This window comes from Polaromonas sp. (genome assembly GCF_041689105.1).
GTDB lineage: Bacteria > Pseudomonadota > Gammaproteobacteria > Burkholderiales > Burkholderiaceae_C > Polaromonas.
Genome location: NZ_JBDNGU010000116.1, coordinates 38,916 through 56,896, shown reverse-complemented (window position 1 = coordinate 56,896; position 17,981 = coordinate 38,916). Strand labels below are relative to the sequence as shown.

The 17,981-nt window shown below is 63.5% G+C and carries 15 protein-coding genes, 1 pseudogene and 1 riboswitch; of the genes and pseudogenes, 9 read left to right on the top strand and 7 right to left on the bottom strand.

Annotated elements, in window-relative coordinates; all coding sequences use genetic code 11:
* Positions 1–193, bottom strand: a pseudogene (locus ACESMT_RS13235) (hypothetical protein); the annotation flags it as partial.
* A gap of 43 nt (positions 194–236) precedes the next feature.
* A complete protein-coding gene (locus ACESMT_RS13230; protein WP_372827062.1) occupies positions 237–605 on the bottom strand; it encodes a TraR/DksA family transcriptional regulator in 369 nt (122 codons plus the stop codon).
* 136 nt (positions 606–741) lie between these two features.
* On the opposite strand from ACESMT_RS13230, the gene ACESMT_RS13225 reads away from it, so the two are divergent.
* From ACESMT_RS13225 to ACESMT_RS13215, 3 genes are all read left to right on the top strand, one after another.
* Positions 742–1,563 carry an enoyl-CoA hydratase/isomerase family protein gene (locus ACESMT_RS13225; protein ID WP_372827061.1) on the top strand — a complete coding sequence of 274 codons (822 nt, stop codon included), beginning with the start codon at positions 742–744 and terminating at the stop codon, positions 1,561–1,563.
* A gap of 235 nt (positions 1,564–1,798) precedes the next feature.
* Positions 1,799–2,668, top strand: a complete 870-nt coding sequence (locus ACESMT_RS13220) for a PhaM family polyhydroxyalkanoate granule multifunctional regulatory protein (RefSeq protein WP_372827060.1) — start codon at positions 1,799–1,801, stop codon at positions 2,666–2,668.
* An 18-nt stretch (positions 2,669–2,686) separates the two neighbouring features.
* A complete protein-coding gene (locus tag ACESMT_RS13215; protein WP_372827059.1) occupies positions 2,687–3,967 on the top strand; it encodes an FIST N-terminal domain-containing protein in 1,281 nt (426 codons plus the stop codon).
* A gap of 16 nt (positions 3,968–3,983) precedes the next feature.
* Here the strand turns inward: ACESMT_RS13215 and ACESMT_RS13210 are convergent, their stop codons facing one another.
* Positions 3,984–5,306 carry a D-amino acid dehydrogenase gene (locus ACESMT_RS13210; protein WP_372827058.1) on the bottom strand — a complete coding sequence of 441 codons (1,323 nt, stop codon included), beginning with the start codon at positions 5,304–5,306 and terminating at the stop codon, positions 3,984–3,986.
* A gap of 104 nt (positions 5,307–5,410) precedes the next feature.
* Positions 5,411–5,517, bottom strand: a riboswitch (glycine riboswitch).
* 303 nt (positions 5,518–5,820) lie between these two features.
* On the opposite strand from ACESMT_RS13210, the gene ACESMT_RS13205 reads away from it, so the two are divergent.
* From ACESMT_RS13205 to ACESMT_RS13195, 3 genes are all read left to right on the top strand, one after another.
* Positions 5,821–7,770, top strand: a complete 1,950-nt coding sequence (locus tag ACESMT_RS13205) for an MFS transporter (protein WP_372827057.1) — start codon at positions 5,821–5,823, stop codon at positions 7,768–7,770.
* 70 nt (positions 7,771–7,840) lie between these two features.
* Positions 7,841–8,911, top strand: a complete 1,071-nt coding sequence (locus ACESMT_RS13200) for a serine endopeptidase (RefSeq protein ID WP_372827056.1) — start codon at positions 7,841–7,843, stop codon at positions 8,909–8,911.
* Positions 8,912–9,008: 97 nt separating this feature from the next.
* Positions 9,009–10,328: an Ig-like domain-containing protein gene (locus tag ACESMT_RS13195; protein WP_372827055.1), complete on the top strand. Its 1,320-nt coding sequence runs from the start codon at positions 9,009–9,011 to the stop codon at positions 10,326–10,328.
* Positions 10,329–10,396: 68 nt separating this feature from the next.
* Here ACESMT_RS13195 and ACESMT_RS13190 read toward each other — a convergent pair whose 3' ends face one another.
* Genes ACESMT_RS13190 through queA form a run of 3 tightly spaced genes read right to left on the bottom strand, consistent with a single transcriptional unit; the run spans position 10,397 to position 13,671 of the window.
* Positions 10,397–11,413, bottom strand: a complete 1,017-nt coding sequence (locus ACESMT_RS13190; protein ID WP_372827054.1) for an aldo/keto reductase — start codon at positions 11,411–11,413, stop codon at positions 10,397–10,399.
* A gap of 32 nt (positions 11,414–11,445) precedes the next feature.
* Positions 11,446–12,609 (bottom strand): tRNA guanosine(34) transglycosylase Tgt, encoded by a 1,164-nt coding sequence (gene tgt, locus ACESMT_RS13185; protein ID WP_372827053.1) that lies wholly within the window; start codon positions 12,607–12,609, stop codon positions 11,446–11,448.
* 12 nt (positions 12,610–12,621) lie between these two features.
* Entirely contained in the window at positions 12,622–13,671 is a 1,050-nt protein-coding gene (gene queA / locus ACESMT_RS13180; RefSeq protein WP_372827052.1) for a tRNA preQ1(34) S-adenosylmethionine ribosyltransferase-isomerase QueA, read from the bottom strand.
* A gap of 256 nt (positions 13,672–13,927) precedes the next feature.
* Here queA and recG point away from each other — a divergent pair, with 256 nt between their 5' ends.
* The 3 genes from recG (at position 13,928) to ACESMT_RS13165 (ending at position 17,512) form a co-directional block, all read left to right on the top strand.
* Positions 13,928–16,129 (top strand): ATP-dependent DNA helicase RecG, encoded by a 2,202-nt coding sequence (gene recG / locus ACESMT_RS13175; protein WP_372827051.1) that lies wholly within the window; start codon positions 13,928–13,930, stop codon positions 16,127–16,129.
* Positions 16,130–16,290: 161 nt separating this feature from the next.
* Positions 16,291–16,485, top strand: a complete 195-nt coding sequence (locus ACESMT_RS13170) for a DUF2905 domain-containing protein (RefSeq protein WP_372827050.1) — start codon at positions 16,291–16,293, stop codon at positions 16,483–16,485.
* A gap of 13 nt (positions 16,486–16,498) precedes the next feature.
* Positions 16,499–17,512 (top strand): ROK family protein, encoded by a 1,014-nt coding sequence (locus ACESMT_RS13165; protein WP_372827049.1) that lies wholly within the window; start codon positions 16,499–16,501, stop codon positions 17,510–17,512.
* Positions 17,513–17,536: 24 nt separating this feature from the next.
* Here the strand turns inward: ACESMT_RS13165 and ACESMT_RS13160 are convergent, their stop codons facing one another.
* Positions 17,537–17,938 (bottom strand): hypothetical protein, encoded by a 402-nt coding sequence (locus ACESMT_RS13160; protein ID WP_372827048.1) that lies wholly within the window; start codon positions 17,936–17,938, stop codon positions 17,537–17,539.
* Positions 17,939–17,981: the final 43 nt, after the last annotated feature.

Here is a 17,981-nt window from a genome sequence, read left to right as displayed (position 1 = left end):
TGAGCAGCACTTCATGGCTGCCTTTCAGGGCCCGGGCGACGTCGGCAAAAAAGGCGGCGCTGTCGTCGGCCTTGCCCTGGTGTTTGTGGTGCGTGCGCGACTTGATGCGCTGGGCTTGCATGTGTTCGCGGTCAAACATCAGCACATGGGCTTCGGACTGGTCGATCCAGACAACGACGTGAAAAGTACTCATGTATTCTTTCTTGAGATGTGGGGGAAAGGGAAAGTTCGCAGGCTCAGATCTGGCGCGGGTGCTCGGCCTTGTCCTGGCGGGCCATGCAGCGTGCCGCTTCGGGGCTGACTTGCAGCCTGGCCGCAGGAATCGCAACGCCACAGCTGGTGCATTGGCCATACACACCGGCTTCAATGCGCCCCAAAGCGCCGTCGATGGCAACCAGTTCAGCCGTCTCGCGTTCACCCAGTGCGAATTCGATCTCACGCTCACTCGCGACCTGCGCGCGCGAGTCTTCGGGGTGGCCAAAGTGCTCGGCTGCGGCATCGGCGCGGCTGACGACACCGCCACGCTGCGCAGAAATCTGTGCGAGCAGGGCGACGCGCGTTTCCAGCAACTGCTGTTGGTAGGGGGCGGCTTGCAGTTTGTCCATTCGGTGACTCCTTCATGTGTTCATTACCATCATGTGCCTGGTCGCCAGGGTTGCGGTTGATGAAGGTCAAGTGAGCGGCCAGTGGCGGGCGCGAGGCACAATTCGGGAATCCCATCTGGAAACCAACGGAGACAGCATGACTTCCCAGCCGACCGATTACCGCGCTTACCAGACCCTGCACATCACGCGACGCGGTGTGAACGGGGCGGTGCTGGACATCCAGATGAAGGCCCTCAATGGCAAGCTGCCAACGGCCGGGCACGACGGCCACCGCGAACTCGCCCAGATCTGGCGCGACGTGGGCAGCGACGACTCGGTGCGTTGCGCCGTGTTGCGTGGCGACGGCCTGGGTTTTTCCGGTGGCGGTGACCTGGCGCTGGTGCAGGACATGGCCGACGACTTTGCCACCCGCACCCGCGTCTGGAAGGAGGCGCGCGACCTGGTCTACAACGTGATCAACTGCGACAAACCCATCGTCAGCGCGCTGCATGGCCCCGCCGTGGGTGCCGGGCTGGTGGCGGGCCTGCTGGCTGACATCTCGATTGCCGCCAAAAGCGCGAAGATCGTCGATGGCCACACGCGCCTGGGCGTGGCCGCTGGCGACCACGCGGCCATTGTCTGGCCGCTGCTGTGCGGCATGGCCAAGGCCAAGTACTACCTGATGCTCTGCGAGCCGATCAGCGGCGAAGAGGCCGAACGCATCGGCCTGGTCTCGTTGGCCGTCAACGACGACGAGTTGTTGCCCAAGGCCTATGAGGTGGCCGACCGGCTGGCCGCAGGCTCGCAAACCGCCATCAGCTGGACCAAGTACGCGCTCAATAACTGGCTGCGCCAGGCCGGGCCGGCCTTCGATGCCTCGCTGGCGCTGGAGTTCATGGGTTTTGCTGGCCCCGATGTGCGTGAGGGCGTCGCCAGCCTGCGCGAGCGGCGTCCGCCGTCCTATGGCGCCAAGAGCTGACAATGCTATTTAATTAATAGCTGCTTACCCAATCTGCATAAGGGCTGGAGGCCTATTTGTTCTGACACTTCGAACCGGCATGCGGGTTGAACAGAGGGTGGATGCGGCCCGCCGTCCGGCCGCTGGTCTTTTCAAAAACGGGTTGACGTCTCCGCGTGACCCTGCACAATGGGGCGAAGGTTGGCGCAGTGCAGTTCGTCGTCAACCCAGATCCACACAACATCAGGAGACAGGCATGAGTAACGCAGACAGTCCTTCTTTTGCCGGCTTCGGCAAGCTGGTCCCGGGTTTTGATTTTCTGCAGAACCTGGCCAAACAGGCGGCCGACAGCGCCGCGCAGAAAATTCCGCAGCTTCCCAATCTGGGCAACTGGGTGGCCCCCACGCTTAATGTTGAAGAGCTCGACAAACGCATCGAGGAGCTCAAGGCGGTGCAGTTCTGGCTGGACCAGAACGCCATGGCCCTGAAAGCCACCATTCAGGCGCTGGAAGTCCAAAAAATGACATTGGCGACGCTCAAGGGCATGAACTTCAACATGGGCGATGTCGCCAACGCCTTCAAGCTCAAAGTGGCTGACACGGTGGCCGACAGCGCGATGAAGGCCTCGGACAAGGTCAGGGCCTTTTCAGGGCTGGAGGTGCCGCCTACCAGTTATGACAAAGGCACAAAGGCCGCCAGGGCCGCAACAGCCGCGAAGCCCGAAGGCAAAGCCGCACCCCAGCCCGCCGCCGGCGGTGTGGTGGACCCAATGCAGTGGTGGGGCGCGCTGACCCAGCAGTTTCAAAGCATTGCCACCACAGCCATGCAGGACGCGGCAAAGAAAAACGCGATGAGCACCACTAAAAACATGGCCACCGGCCTGGCGAAAGAGGCGATGAAATCCGCCACCGGCATGGCCACCGGGCTGGCCAGAGGCATGACCGATGCAGCAGGGAAAACCGTGGCCAAAGGCGCGCGCTCGGCGATGGACACGGCACTGCGCAGCGCGCAGGCCTGGCCCACGCCGGCCGCGGCCAAAACCGCATCGGCGGTCAAACCAAAAACACCGGCGCGCAAGACTCCCCACAAGACGGTTCGCAAGAACGCACCCAGGGCCAGCCGCTAATTCTCTGGTCGGGATGCCATGAAACTCTTCCCCTACGGCCACGCCACCCATCCGCAATGGCGCATGGCGGCCGGGCTGGTGCTGGCGCAGCTGCGCGCGCACATGGCCTTGCCTGCATATGCCAGCGCGCCTTCGCTGGGCCTGCTCTACATCACCGACCACTACGCCGGCGAGGCGCAGGCCATCCTTGATTTCCTGAGCGGCGAGCTGCACGAGATCACCGACTGGGCGGGTACGGTGGGCATAGGCATCGCTTCCAACAACGTCGAGTATTTCGACGAGCCCGCGCTGGCCGTCATGTTGTGCGAGCTGCCGAGCGACCAGTACCGCGTGTTTTCCGGTATTTCCCCGCTGCCGCCGGCCCACGCGACGCATTTCAAAGCGCATACCGCGCTGGTGCATGCCGACGCTGGCACGCCCGATGTGGCCGAGCTGATCGACGAGATGGCCCAACGTACCAGCAGCGGCTATGTGTTTGGCGGGCTGGCGTCGAGCCGCAATGCGGTGGTGCAGTTTGCGCTCAGCGGCAACGGCAACGTCAAGGGCCACGGCGCTGCCCGCGGCGTGTTCAGTGGCGGCCTGAGCGGCGTCGCCTTCGCACAGGGCGCGGCGCTGATGTCGCGCATCACCCAGGGCTGCCAGCCGACGTCCCGCGAGTACGAGATCACCGCCTGTGACGCCAATGTGGTGACCAGCCTGGACGGCCAGAGTGCGCTGGACGTGATGCTGGCCGACCTCGGCGTCTCGCTGGACCAGCCGCGCGATGCGCTGGAAAAAGTGCGCACCACGCTGGTCGGGCTGCGCAGCGCCGATGCGTCGCTGCAGGACGGCCGCGTCCAGCGACGCGGTCAGTTTGGCGCCGATGTGGTTGTGCGACACATCATCGGCCTGGACCCGGTACGCAGCGGCATCGCCATCGCCGACATGCCGGCTGTGGGCACGAAGCTGGCTTTTTGCGAGCGCAACGCCGAGGCAGCGCGTGCTGACCTGGTGCGTGTCTGCGCCGAGATCCGCGAGGAGCTGGAGCCGGAGGAGCTCACGCTGGAAGTGGCCAGTGCCTTGAGCGGCACGCAGGCTGACTCGGCGCCACACCCGGCACGCCGCATTGCCGGTGCGATTTACGTGAGCTGCTCGGGCCGCGGCGGGCCGCACTTTGGCGCGCCCAGTGCCGAGCTGCAGATTGTGCGGCGTGCGCTGGGCGACGTGCCGCTGGTCGGGTTTTTCGCCGGCGGCGAAATTGCCCGCCACCACCTGTACGGCTATACCGGCGTGCTGACGGTGTTTACGGCAGCGCCGTAACGGCGCTGCCTGCCGGCTACGGTTTTGCGGTCGTGCCAGTTGCGACTGTTGGGCCTGCCGGACCCGTCGCGCGCGACTGGGCGCTGACGCCGCAAAATGCGAAGTCCACCTCGGGGGCCAGGCCGCTGACGATCCGCGCAATCGACTTGCCCGAGCCGCAGGAGTGGGTCCAGCCCAGCGTGCCGTGGCCGGTGTTGAGGTAAAAGTTGGGCAGCCGGGTCTTGCCAATCAACGGCACGTTGGACGGTGTGGCCGGACGCAGCCCGGTCCAGAACTGGGCCTGTTCGGCATCGCCCGCGCCGGGGAACAGTTCTTCAACGCGGCGAATAATGGCTTCGCAGCGCACGCGGTTCAGGTCGCGGTCGTAGCCATTGAGTTCGGCGGTGCCGGCAATGCGCAAATGCCCGCCGAGACGGGAGAACACCAGTTTGTACTCGTCGTCGGTCAGGCTGACCTGGTGCGCCATCGACGCGTCCTTGACCGGCATGGTCACCGAGTAGCCCTTGGCCGGGTAAATCGGCAGCCGGATGCCCAGCGGCGCCGTGACCAGCGGGCTCAATGCCCCCATGGCCAGCAAATAGGCGTCGCCGCGAACGCGCTGGAAGCGGCCTTCTGCATCGGTCGCTTCCACATGGTCGATCACGCCGCCGGCCTCGCGCAGCGCGGTCACGGTATGGCTCATCAGGAACGTCACGCCCCTGGCTTCACAGAGCTTGACCAGTTCGCGCGCAAAGCGGTTGGCGTCGCCCGACTCGTCCTCGGCCGTGTAGGTGGCGCCAGCCAGCTGCGGGCGGATGTGGCGCAGTGCGGGTTCGATCTTGACGGCTTCGTCGGCAGAAATCACCTGGCGCTCGCAGCCCAATGCGCGCATCTGTTCGGCCGGCTTGAGCGCACCCTCCAACTCCTTGCTGCTTGTGTAGAAATGCAGAATGCCCCCGGTGCGCTGGTCATACTCGATGCCGGTGTCGCGGCGCAGCGCCTGCAGCGTGTCGCGGCTGTAGGTGCCCAGCCGCACGATCTGCTCGATGTTGTGGCGTGTGCGTGCCGGCGTGCATTCACGCAGGAACTGCAGGCCCCAGAGCCACTGGCGCATGTCGGCCCGGACGCGAAACAGCAACGGGGCGTCTTCCTTGCCCAGCCATTGCAGCACCTTGAGCGGCGCGCCTGGGTTGGCCCAAGGCTCGGCATGGCTGACCGAGATCTGGCCGCCGTTGGCAAAGCTGGTTTCGGCGGCTGGCGTGGCCTGCCGGTCGATCACGGTCACGTCGTGGCCGAGCTGGGAGAGGTAATAAGCCGAAGTGACGCCGAGCAGGCCGGCGCCGAGAACGATGACACGCATGATGAGAACCTTTTAGACGGATAGTCCAGGCGGAACGGGCGCAGTGTGCTACCGAAAGAATAGCAAACTGCAGCCGGAAACACGTTTCACGCGTTCTGCTGGCTGCCGCTTCCCCTGTCCTTGGTACCTGAGAGATTCACGCCGCAGCACTTGCTGTGGGTTTGCTCCTTCGGTGCGTCACATGGTGTGACGGCTCTCCAGACGGCCTTTGTTGATTCTGCAGTACGGTACCTGAGCGTGCATGGAAGTTTGCGCCTTCGGTGGGATGCCAAACATCTTCGTTCAGCCGTCCACTCTCCTGCAGAGAGCCTGGATTTTGACTGAGGGGAGCCCGGTTTGTCAAAGGCTTTGTGGGCCGTGTGTCGGCCAGTTGCGCCGCGTCACCGGTCCTGGCGGTCATCCTGAAGGCCCTGAATCAGGGCAGAATCCGTTTCACCTTCCCGATCGGGGTGGTCCCCCCCCCGGTCGTCCAGAGGGCTTGCCGCAGAACAACTGAAAAAAGGAAAAGTCAGTCATGAGCGTCAGTCCCGCCACGCCAATGCAGCCACCCGCCGCACATGAACACCCGAACCAGTTTGCGCTTCTCAAGCAGCGCCGCTTCGCCCCGTTTTTCTGGACGCAGTTTTCGGGTGCCGCCAACGACAACCTGTTCAAGTTCGCCTTTACCGTGATGGTGACCTACCAGCTCAGCGTGAGCTGGTTGCCGCCCGCGCTGGCGGGGTTGGTGATTGGCGCACTGTTCATCCTGCCCTTTCTGCTGTTTTCGGCCACCAGCGGGCAGCTGACGGACAAGTACGAAAAGACACGCGTGATCCGCTTCGTGAAGAACCTGGAAATCGTGATCATGGGGGTGGCCGCCGCCGGCTTTCTCAGCAGCGACGTGAGTCTGCAGGTGCCGCTGCTGTTGGCCTGTACCTTTTTGATGGGGCTGCATTCCACGCTGTTCGGCCCGGTCAAGTTCGCCTACCTGCCGCAGGCCCTGAACGAGCGCGAACTCACCGGCGGCAACGGCATGGTGGAGATGGGCACTTTTGTGGCCATCCTGCTGGGTAACATCGTGGGTGGGCTGTTGGTGGCGGTGCCGGGTGTCGGTCCGCTGTATGTGGCGCTGTCCTGCGTGTTGCTGGCCGTGGCGGGGCGGGTGGTGGCGCAATTCATTCCTTCTGCGCCCGCCACCGACCCGGGCCTGAAAATCAACTGGAACCCTTTCACGGAGACCTGGAACAACCTCCGGCTCGCGTATGGCAACATCGTGGTTTTCCGCTCCATGTTGGGCATCAGCTGGATGTGGTTTTTCGGCGCGGTTTTCCTGAGCCAGTTTCCCAGTTTTGCCAAAGAGGTGATGCACGGCAACGAGCAGGTGGCCTCCCTGCTGCTGGTGGTGTTTTCGATTGGTATTGCAACCGGTTCGCTGCTGTGCGAGGTGCTGAGCCGGCGCCATGTCGAGATCGGCCTGGTGCCGCTCGGTGCCATTGGCATGAGTGTGTTTGCGATCGACCTGTATTTCTCCTCGCGCGGACTGCCGCCGGCGCCCGTCATGAGCCTGGCCAGTTTCCTGGCGCAGCCCGCCCACTGGCGCGTGATGGCCGACCTGGCACTGCTGAGCCTTTTTGCCGGCCTGTACAGCGTGCCCATGTATGCGCTGATCCAGCTGCGCAGCCAGCCTACCCACCGTGCCCGCATCATCGCCTCCAACAACATTCTCAACGCGTTGTTCATGATTGTCAGCGCGATCCTGGCGGGCGCCCTGCTCAAGGCCGACTTCAGCATTCCGCAGGTCTTTCTGTTTGTCGGCCTGGTCAATGCGGTGGTGGCGTTTTACATCTTCCTGCTGGTGCCGGAGTATCTGCTGCGCTTTATCGCGCTGATTGCCTCGCGCTGCATTTACCGCTTCAAGGTCCGGGGCGACAACAACATTCCAGCGCAGGGCGGGGCCGTGCTGGCCTGCAACCACGTGAGTTTTATCGACCCCCTCCTGCTGATGGCGGCGAGCCCGCGGCCCATTTATTTCGTGATGGACCACCGTATTTTCAGAACGCCGGTGCTCGGCTGGCTCTTCAGGCTGGCCAGGGCGATCCCGATCGCGCCGCGCGCTGAAGACCCGGCGACTTATGACGCGGCTTTCGAGGCGGCCGCCAGGGTGCTGCGCAACGGTGACCTGCTGGCGATCTTTCCGGAGGGCGGCATCACCAAAGACGGTGAGTTGCAGGAGTTCAAGGGCGGGATCATGAAGATTCTTGAGAACGCTGAGCGCGACGGGCTCACGGTGCCGGTCGTGCCCGTGGCCCTGACCAATTTGTGGGGTTCCTTCTTCAGCCGCATTGAGCACGGCGGTGCCATGGTTCGACCGTTCCGGCGCGGCCTGTTGAGCCGGGTCGGGTTGAACATCGGTCCCGCCATGCGGCCCGCCCAAGTGGGACCGGAGGTCCTTCGGGAGAGGGTGCTGGCATTGCACAGGCTGTGAAGGCACGGGTCAGCATTCACACGGTTGTGCAGGATGCTGTTGTTTTTTCCTCAAAAAAGATGGAGCTCCCATGAGCAAAGCATTGCGCCTCCCCGAAAAATGGTTTCAACGCGGCCTGTGGCTGGTGGCTCTGGTGTTTGCCGGTTTCCTGGTCGGCCTGGGCGGCACGGTCGTGGGCGACCTGCCACAGGTTGAAAAAAGCCTGGGCCTGGATGACTTCATCGAGCAGCCGGTTGCCACAAACATGCGCGAAGCTCTCAAGGTGGCCGACCGCCAGGGCCGCGAGGCGCAGGACGCTCTGGAGCAGGCCCGGCTCAAGCACCGGGCGGCGCAGGCCAATTCGCGCTCGGCCAGCGACACCTTCAGCAACTGGCTGGCAACACGGCGCGCGACAGAGCGCGCCGAGCAGGACCCGGAGCTGCTGGAGCGCACGCGTTCCCTGGACAGCCTGAAGGCGGCGGAGCGCCAGGCGCTGGCCGCGATGGAAGCTCAGCAGCAAAAAGCGCTGGACTCCGCCCAGGGTGCCGTGCGTACGCGTGAGAGCCTGGCAGAGCTGGAGCGCTCGGCGCAGGAAAAATGGCAACGAGCGCAACGCGCCCAGGAGCTGCGTGTGTTTCTATACCGCCTGGCCTTGACCCTGCCGTTGCTGGCGGCGGCGGGCTGGCTTTTCGCCAAAAAGCGCAAAAGCACGTATTGGCCATTTGTCTGGGGCTTTATATTTTTTGCGCTGTTCGCGTTTTTTGTCGAGCTGGTGCCCTACCTGCCGAGTTATGGCGGTTATGTGCGCTACATCGTTGGTATTGTCATTACGGTGCTGGTCGGGCGCCAGGCGATTGTTTCGCTGAATCGTTACCTTGAAAAACAGAAGCTCGCCGAGCAGTTGCCCGACGCGCAGCGCCGCGAGGAGCTCAGCTATGACACGGCACTGACACGGCTGTCCAAGGGTGCGTGCCCGGGCTGCGAGCGTATGGTCGATCTGAAAAACCCGCTGATCGATTTTTGCCCGCACTGCGGCATTGGCCTGTTCGACCATTGCAGCGTTTGCAACGCGCGCAAGAGCGCGTTCGCCAAGTTCTGCCATGCCTGCGGCGCGGATGGCAAGCGGCCCAGGCTCGCGCCCGGGCAGGTGTCCGGTGCGTGACTAATCGCCCCGATAGCCTACGACCAGTCAGACTTTGAACCTACAGACCCCGCCCGCCTGAGCGCTCAAAGTGATCAGAGCATTAAGGGGTTTGATCATGAAAACGCATATACGCAACCACGTGGCAGCTTTTTTTCTGCTGCTTCCCGCCACCACGGTTCTGCTGGCTCTGTCGGGTGTCGCCGTGGCGCAACCGGCCCAGCCCGAGCTGCGGTCATTGCAGGTTGGCACCGATGACGGGCTACGCGCCGGCGCGAGGTTGGATTTCACGGTGGAAGGCACACCGCGGGGGCATGTCAGCCTCACCGTGCGCGGCGTGCCCCGCACCATCGTGCTCAAGGAAACCGCACGCGGGGTCTACGTCGGAAGCTACACCATCCGGCGCCAGGACCGGATCACCGAAAGCAGCGCCATCCGCGCCTCGTTAAAAGTGCGCAACCGCAGCATTGCGACCAGTTACACCTTCCCGGCTGGCATCGCCAACCAGTACGTGGCTGTGGCGCCACCGAACGGCCTGAAAATAGACCGCTTCACGGTGGCTGCCGTCGACAAGATCGAGCCGGGCGTTGAACTGCGCTTCACGCTGAACGGCGCGCCTGGCGGTACGGCGGAGTTTGACATCCCCGGCGTCATCAACAATGTCGCAATGCGCGAAGTGCGGCCCGGTGTTTATGAGGGCGCCTACACCATCCGGCGCCTGGACAACCTTGCGCCGTCACGACCTGTCGTCGCCACTTTGCGAGTCGGCGACCGCGCTGTCAACTCGACCCTGACCCAGCCCCTGATAGCCGATGCAAAGCCGCCGGTTATCCGCAACCTGTCGCCGCGCGACGGCGAGTCGGTCACGCGCAGCGCGACTACCTCAGTGTCCGGTACCTTTGACGATGCAGGCGGCGTGGGCGTGGATCCCAAAAGCGTTCGCATCCTGCTGGCGGGGCGTGATGTCACGGCCGCCACCCAGATCACGCCGCAGTTCTTCACCTATCGCGCGGACCTGCCGGCCGGCCGCTACGCGGTGGACGTTACCGCCAAGGACCTGGTTGGCAATGCCGTGCGCCAGACCTGGACCTTTGACGTGGTTTCGGCTGTGAGTGCCGCGCCTGCGACCGTACTGTTGCAGGTGACCAGCCACGCCAACAACGCCGCAGTCGAAGGCGGCCCAGTGGTGGTGCGCGGACGCACCGCGCCAGGCGCAACGATTGATGTGAAGGTCAGTGCCGTCGGAGCGCTCGCCGGCCTGTTTGGCATGAACCAGGATTTGCTGACGCAGCGGATTCAGGCCGATGGCAACGGCAACTTCTCTTTCAGCTTCACGCCGCAGTTTCCGCTGCCCGGAACGCGGTATGAGGTGTCGATGACGGCCGGCAAGGACGGCATGGTGGCGACCGAGACCAAGCTGGTGCTTTTCCAGAAGTAGGGCTAACCCGGAAATTTGAAGTAAAAACTGCCTGCAGCCCCTACTTGACGGGCGCAGGCAGCTATCGATTAGTTAGCAACGGTATGGAGCGGGCGACCGAAAAATGGATAACCCGGATCGTTGTAGCCAGGTGTGGACGCGTGTCCAGGCACCACGAGTTCATTGACGAAAGCCTCGTCTTCGTTGTCCAGCACCAGGTCCACGGCTCCGTAAACATCCTCCAGGTGCGAGAGCAGGCGTGGCCCGGCGATCACCGAGCTGATGAGCGGGTTGGCCAACACCCAGGCCGCAGCGAACTGACCCGGCACCCAGCCTTTGGCATCGCAGCGCGCCTTGATCTTCTGTGCGATGACCAGCGACTCTTCACGGAATTCGGTTTCCATAATGCGTTTGTCTCCGCTGCCGGCGCGTGTGTCCGCTGCCGGCGCCTGGCCGGGCGGGTATTTGCCGGTGAGCACGCCGCGCGCCAGCGGGCTGTAGGGAACCACCCCCAGACCATAGTGACCACAGGCCGGCAGGATTTCGACCTCGGGTCCGCGGTTGAGCAGGTTGTAGTAGGGCTGGCAGACCACGGGCTGCGGCACGCCGGTTTTCTCGCAGAGACGCATGATCTCGGCAATGCGCCAGCCTCGGAAGTTGGACAGGCCGAAGCTGCGGATCTTGCCGGCGCGTATCAGGTCGCCGAGGGTGCGTACCGCTTCCTCCAGGTTTTCCCCGTGGAAGTCACGGTGCAGGTAGAGGATGTCGAGGTAGTCCGTGCCCAGCCGCGCCAGGATGGCATCGGTCTGCTGCATCATCCAGCTGCGCGAGTAGTGGGCCTGGTTGATGCCCTTGCCAGCCTTGTTGCCCAGCTTGCTGGCAATTACCCAGTCCTGGCGTTGGCCAGCCAGCAGTTTGCCGATCAATGTTTCCGACGCGCCTTCGTTGTAAACGTCAGCGGTATCGATGAAGTTGATGCCGTGTTCTTTGGCCGAAGCGACGATGCGCGCAGCTTCTTTATCAGGCGTCTGCTGACCGAACATCATGGTGCCCAGGCACAGGGTGGAGACTTTCAGGTTGCTGTTTCCGAGACGGCGGTATTTCATGGGCGTTCTTTCTAGGTGTAGGGGAGCGCGGGCTAGACGCCGCGCTGCCTGTTTTGCCTGAACTGCAGCACAAAGGCAGCGAAGCTGCTGGCGTCCAGCGCATCGCGCACCTCCTGCATCAGGTTCAGGTAATAGTGCAGGTTGTGGATGCTGCTGAGCATGGGGCCCAGCATTTCGCCGCAACGGTCCAGGTGGTGCATGTAGGCACGGCTGAAATTTTTGCAGGTGTAGCAGCTGCAGGTGGCGTCCACCGGCGCGTCCTCGGTCTTGTAGCGCGCATTGCGTATCTTCAGGTCGCCGAAACGCGTGAACATGTGGCCATTGCGCGCATTGCGCGTCGGCATCACGCAGTCGAACATGTCCACGCCGGCGCCCACGCCCTCGACCAGGTCTTCCGGCGTGCCTACGCCCATCAGGTAACGCGGCTTGTGCGCCGGAAGGCGATGCGGGGTGTGCGCCATGATGCGCTGCATCTCTTCCTTGGGTTCGCCGACGCTGACGCCGCCGATGGCATAACCGGGCAGGTCGAGCGCGACCAGCGCGTCGAGGGATTCCTGACGCAGGTTTTCGAACATGCCGCCCTGGACGATACCGAACAGCGCGTTCGGATTCTGCAGTTTGGTAAATTCGTCGATGCAGCGTTTTGCCCAACGCAGGCTGAGCTCCATCGAGCTGCGCGCTTCGCTTTCGGTGGTGATGTGGCCCTTGGTGTCATAGGGTGTGCATTCGTCGAACTGCATCGCGATGTCGCTGTTGAGCACGCTCTGGATCTGCATCGAGATCTCGGGCGTGAGGAATAACTTGTCGCCGTTGACGGGGGAGGCGAACCTCACGCCTTCTTCCGAAATCTTGCGCATCTCGCCGAGCGACCACACCTGGAAGCCGCCGCTGTCGGTCAGGATGGGTTTGTTCCAGCTTTCAAACTTGTGCAGGCCCCCGAACTGCTGCATCACCTCCAGCCCCGGGCGCATCCAGAGGTGAAAGGTGTTGCCCAGGATGATTTGCGCGCCCATGTCGTGCAGCGACTGCGGCATCACACCCTTGACTGTGCCGTAGGTGCCGACCGGCATGAAAATTGGCGTCTGCACCACGCCGTGGTTCAGCGTGAGGGTGCCGCGGCGGGCAAAGGAGCCCAGGTAGGCGCCTTTGGGGCCAGTGGTGGCGGGGTCGGTTTTCAGGACTTCAAATTTCAGCATCGCATGATTGTCTCAGGGGGTGATCCGTTGCAGCAGCATGGCGTCGCCGTAGCTGAAGAAGCGGTAACGCTGCGTGATCGCATGGCGGTACAGCGCCATGATATGTTCGTACCCGGCAAAGGCGCTGACCAGCATCATCAACGTGCTTTTGGGCAGGTGAAAGTTGGTCAGCAGCATGTCCACCACCTGGAACTCAAAGCCGGGCGTGATGAAGATGTTGGTGTCATTGCAGTCCGGACCAAACTTCGCGCTGGACTCCAGCGCGCGTACGCTGGTGGTACCGATTGCGACCACGCGACCGCCTCGGGCCTTGCAGTCCCGGATTGCCTGCAGCGTGGATTCCGGCACTTCAAAACGCTCGAAATGCATGACGTGGTCGGCGATGTTCTCGGCCTTCACCGGCTGGAAGGTGCCGGCGCCCACATGCAGCGTGACGCTGGCGCGCTGGACGCCGCGTGCCGCCAGCCGGGCCAGCACGGCCTCGTCAAAATGCAGCGCCGCCGTCGGCGCCGCCACTGCGCCGGGGTTTTTCGCAAACACGGTCTGGTAGCGCAGCTCATCGTCTGCCGAATCGGTGTGCGTGATGTAAGGCGGCAGCGGCACATGGCCGTGGCTTTCCATCAGCGCATACGCGTCGCTGCTGAGCGCAAAGCGGTAGAGCGGGCCGTCCTCGTTGGGCCAGCGGCCCAGCAGGGTGGCGCTGAAGCCGCCCTCCATCTGCAGCACCGCACCTGGCAGGGGCTTTTTGCTGACCTTCATGTGCGCGGCCACCTCGTGCGCCGGGTCCTGCGGTGAAGACAACACGCGCTCGATCAGCAGCTCCAGCCGACCACCGCTGCTTTTCTGCCCGAACAGACGCGCCTTCACGACTTTGGTGTCATTGAGCACCAGCAGGTCGCCCGGCTGAAGCAACTCCGGCAGGTCGGTAAAGCGCCGGTCCGTCGCGGCGCTGTCCCGGCCGTCGAGCAGGCGCGAGGCGCTGCGCTCGGCGGCAGGGTGCTGGGCGATCAATTCATCGGGAAGCGTGAAATCAAAATCACTGAGGCTGAAATGTGTCTTCATAAACCTAGAAACTGTAGTTGGATGCGCCCGAGTGTGCTGCCCGCTCGGCGCCAGGCAAGGCGTGACAACGCAGTGGGCTGTTGCCCACAAGGCGGAGTAACGCTGCATGGTGCTGTGCGGGTGGCGCAATCGGGTGCATAGCGCTACTACCCACAAGGTGAGCGCAAGCGAAAAGGAGAAGGACGGTATTCAAGCGGCTTTTTAGAGTTTTGCAAGCGGTCAACTGCGGGTTCTGGGTTGACGGCACAATTGTCCCATGTCGCTCCCCGGTGCCTCTTCCCGAAAAGTGACCCAGGCTGCAGCGGGGGCCGCAAGCACGCCCGCGGTCGCGCCCAGGTCCCAGCCCCAGAAAGCGCTGGGCAAGCTTGGCCTGCGCCGCGATATTGACCTGGCGCTGCACCTGCCACTGCGCTACGAAGATGAAACCCGCATCACGCGGCTGGCCGATGCACGTGATGGCGACATGGTGCAAATTGAGGGGCAGGTGACGCACAGCGAAGTGACTTTTCGCCCGCGCCGACAACTGCGCGTGACGGTCGATGACGGCAGCGACAGCTGCGTGTTGCGCTTCATCAATTTTTACCCCTCGCATCAGAAAACCCTCAGCGTCGGCGCGTGCGTGCGGGTGCGCGGCGAGTTGCGCGGCGGTTTTGTGGGGCGTGAGATGGTGCACCCGGCTTTTCGCACCGCCGGCGGCGAACTGGCGACCGCGCTGACGCCGGTCTACCCGACCGTGGCCGGGCTGCCGCAGGCCTATCTGCGTAAAGCGGTGCTGGGCGGTTTGGGCCGCGCTGACCTGTCGGAGACGCTGCCCGCCGAATGTGTAAGCAAAAACCTGCCTCAGCCCTTGTCCAGTCTGCGTGAGGCGCTATCATTTTTGCATCAACCAAGGCCTGATGTGATGCTGGCCACGCTGGAAGACCGCAGCCACCCGGCCTGGCAGCGCCTGAAAGCCGAGGAGTTGCTGGCCCAGCAGCTTTCGCAACTGGAGGCGCGCCGTGTGCGTGCGGCGATGCGGGCCCCGGCGCTGGCGCCGCCGGCGATGCGCGGGCCCCAGTGCAGCTTGCATGAGCAGTTGCTGGAGCGCTTGCCCTTTCGCCTGACGGCGGCGCAGCAGCGCGTCGGCGACGAGATCGCAGCCGACCTGCAGAAAAATCTGCCCATGCACCGGCTGCTGCAAGGCGACGTCGGCTCTGGCAAAACCGTGGTGGCAGCGTTGGCCGCAGCGCGCTGCATGGACGCCGGTTGGCAATGCGCATTGATGGCACCGACTGAAATTCTGGCCGAGCAGCACTTTCGCAAGCTGATCGGCTGGCTGGAGCCGCTAGGCATACAGACCGCCTGGCTCACCGGTAGCCAGAAAGCGAAGGAGCGGCGCGAGGCGTTGGCCCTGATAGAAAGCGGCGCGGCCGGGCTGGTGGTCGGCACCCATGCGGTGATCCAAGACAAGGTGATCTTCAAAAATCTGGCGCTGGCCATCATCGACGAGCAGCACCGCTTCGGCGTCGCACAAAGGCTGGCCCTGAGAAGCAAGATGAGTCTGGATGCGGAACCCTCCCCCGGCCGGGGGAGGGCCGAGGAGGGGGCGAACATGAACACCGCCAATGCGGTTCGCGAACAGCGTGAACCGCACCTGCTGATGATGACGGCCACGCCGATCCCGCGCACCCTGGCCATGAGTTATTACGCCGACCTTGATGTCTCCACGATTGACGAATTGCCGCCGGGGCGCACCCCTATCGTCACCAAGGTGGTCGGCGAAGCGCGGCGGGAAGAAGTGGTGGAACGCATTCGGGGGCAGCTGGCAGAGGGCCGGCAGGTCTACTGGGTCTGCCCGCTGATTGAAGAGAGCGAGTCGGTGGACCTGATCAACGCGACCCAGACGCACGAAGCCCTGAGCGCGGCCTTGCCGGGCACCCAGGTCGGCCTCCTGCACTCGCGCATGCCCCCCACCGACAAAAAGGCAGTCATGGCGCTGTTCACCAGCGGCCAGCTCGGCGTGCTGGTCAGTACCACCGTGATCGAGGTCGGCGTGGACGTGCCCAATGCTTCGCTGATGGTGATTGAACACGCCGAGCGTTTTGGCCTGAGCCAGCTGCACCAGTTGCGCGGCCGGGTCGGTCGCGGAACAGCGGCCTCGGCCTGCGTGCTGCTGTATTCGACCGGCGAGGCGCCGCGCCTGGGCGAGACCGCCCGCGCCCGGCTCAAGGCCATGGTGGAAACCCAGGACGGCTTCGAGATCGCCAGGCGCGACCTGGAGATTCGCGGGCCTGGGGAGTTTTTGGGTGCGCGGCAGTCAGGCGCGCCGCTACTTCGATTCGCCGACCTGGCGACAGACACGGAACTGCTGGCCTGGGCGCGGGCATTGGCACCTGTGATGCTGGATAAATACCCAGAACTCGCGCACCGGCATATCTTGCGGTGGTTGGGGGGGAAGGCTGAGTTTTTGAAGGCTTGACGATTGGCCTCAGTAGGGCATAGTTTTTTGCTCCAGCTTTTGCTGGTGAACGAACAAGCCGGTCAACCCCCGCCCAACCGCAGCAGGCAAATCCCAGCCTTCGTCAATAGCGAATTGTCGTCAGCGCCGTCCAGGCAAGAAGCAGGCCCTAAACTAGTCCCATGATTCGCTGGATGCTGGTGATTTTCCTTGCGCTGATCCTGATCAGCTGGTTCACGCCTTTGCTCCAGAAGTTGGGCTTTGGAAAGATGCCGGGCGATTTTCGCTTCAAGCTGTTTGGGCGCGAATGGTTTATTCCGCTGACCACCACCATCGTGCTGAGCATGGTGGCCAGCCTGGTCAGCAAGCTGATTTGAAAGGGACGATGTGATGAACTCAGGGGACGGCACACCAGCCCGGGACAGGCAGGGACCCGACGCGGCGCCGCAAGTGCGACTGCCCGATGGTGCGGCGCCAGTCGTATGCGTGGACATTGGCGGCACCAAGGTTGCCGCGAGTGTGGTCGACCAGCGCGGCATCCAGGGCCGGCTGGTCGAACCGACGGCGAAGGAGGGCGCTTCCGACGCGCTGGCGCAGCAGGTGCTTCGCATGATTGACCACAGCTGCCTGGCGGCGCAGGTGCGGCGCGGCGACCTGGCGTCGGTCGGTGTCGCTTCTTGCGGCCCGTTTGTACGCAAACACGGTTGCATCGAACTGGCAGCGCCCAACATTTGCGGCGGACTGGCGGGCGCGGCGCGGGGACTGCCTAATACCTGGACCAGTGCCGTGCTGGAGGCGCCGCTGCGCGATGCCTTCCCGAAGCTGCGGATTGAAAACGACGGCCTCGCCGCACTGGAGGCGGAGCGGCGCTGGGGCGCGCTGCAGGGGCTGGATCACTGCGCCTACGTCACCTGGAGTACGGGCATAGGGGTGGGCTTGTGTGTGGACGGACGCCTGCTGCACGGAAAAAACGGCAACGCCGGGCATGCCGGGCACATGTTTGTCAGCGACAACGATGATGCGCTGTGTGGCTGCGGCAACATCGGTGACGTGGAGGCCCTGGTCGCCGGCAATGCCTTGCCGCGGCGCTTTGCCACGCTGGGTTATGCGGACGCCGCCGCCATGCTGGCTGCAGCGCAGGCGGGTGAGACACCGGCTGCAGCTGTGATGGACGATGTCTGCCGGGTCATGGGCCGCGCCCTGTACAACCTGGTGGTGACACTGGACCTGCAGCGCATCAGCATAGGCGGCAGCGTGTTCTGGCACCACCGCGACTACTTGCTGCCTCGGCTGCAGGCGCAACTCAGTGGCAGGCTGCCGGCATTGACCGATGGGGTTGAACTGGTGCCCGCCGGGTTGCAGGACAAAGTGGGCGACTACGCAGCGCTTGCGCTGGTGACATGACGCAGCTTGGCCGCAAGTAAGTACTCAGGGAATCAGCGTCCACTCATGGCTGCATTTGCGACATTTCACCAGCAATCGTTCGTTGTGCCGATCCTCTTCGACAACGCTCAGGCGGCCGTACTCGGCGCACTGCGGGCAATTGGCCTGGTCGGCCACGGCTTCAGCGTGCGACAGCAGATACAGGTAGCGCCGCAGCGACCAGAGAGCCACAGCGCCACTTAAAATAAAAAGACCGGTGTTGAGAAACTTCTGGCTCACGGTGGCGCCATGAAACAACTCCATGATGGCCATCAACGCGATGGTGCTCAGCAGTGCCAACAACATGTGCGCATGGCTGGACAACAACTCCCGCTCGTACCACTTGCGAAACCCGATGGTGCGAATGCCATCGCCCAGCGAGCGGTTCAGGTAGTTGCGTGGGGGCATGGCTGGTCGGAATGGATTCCGGATGATTACACACCCCCGGAAT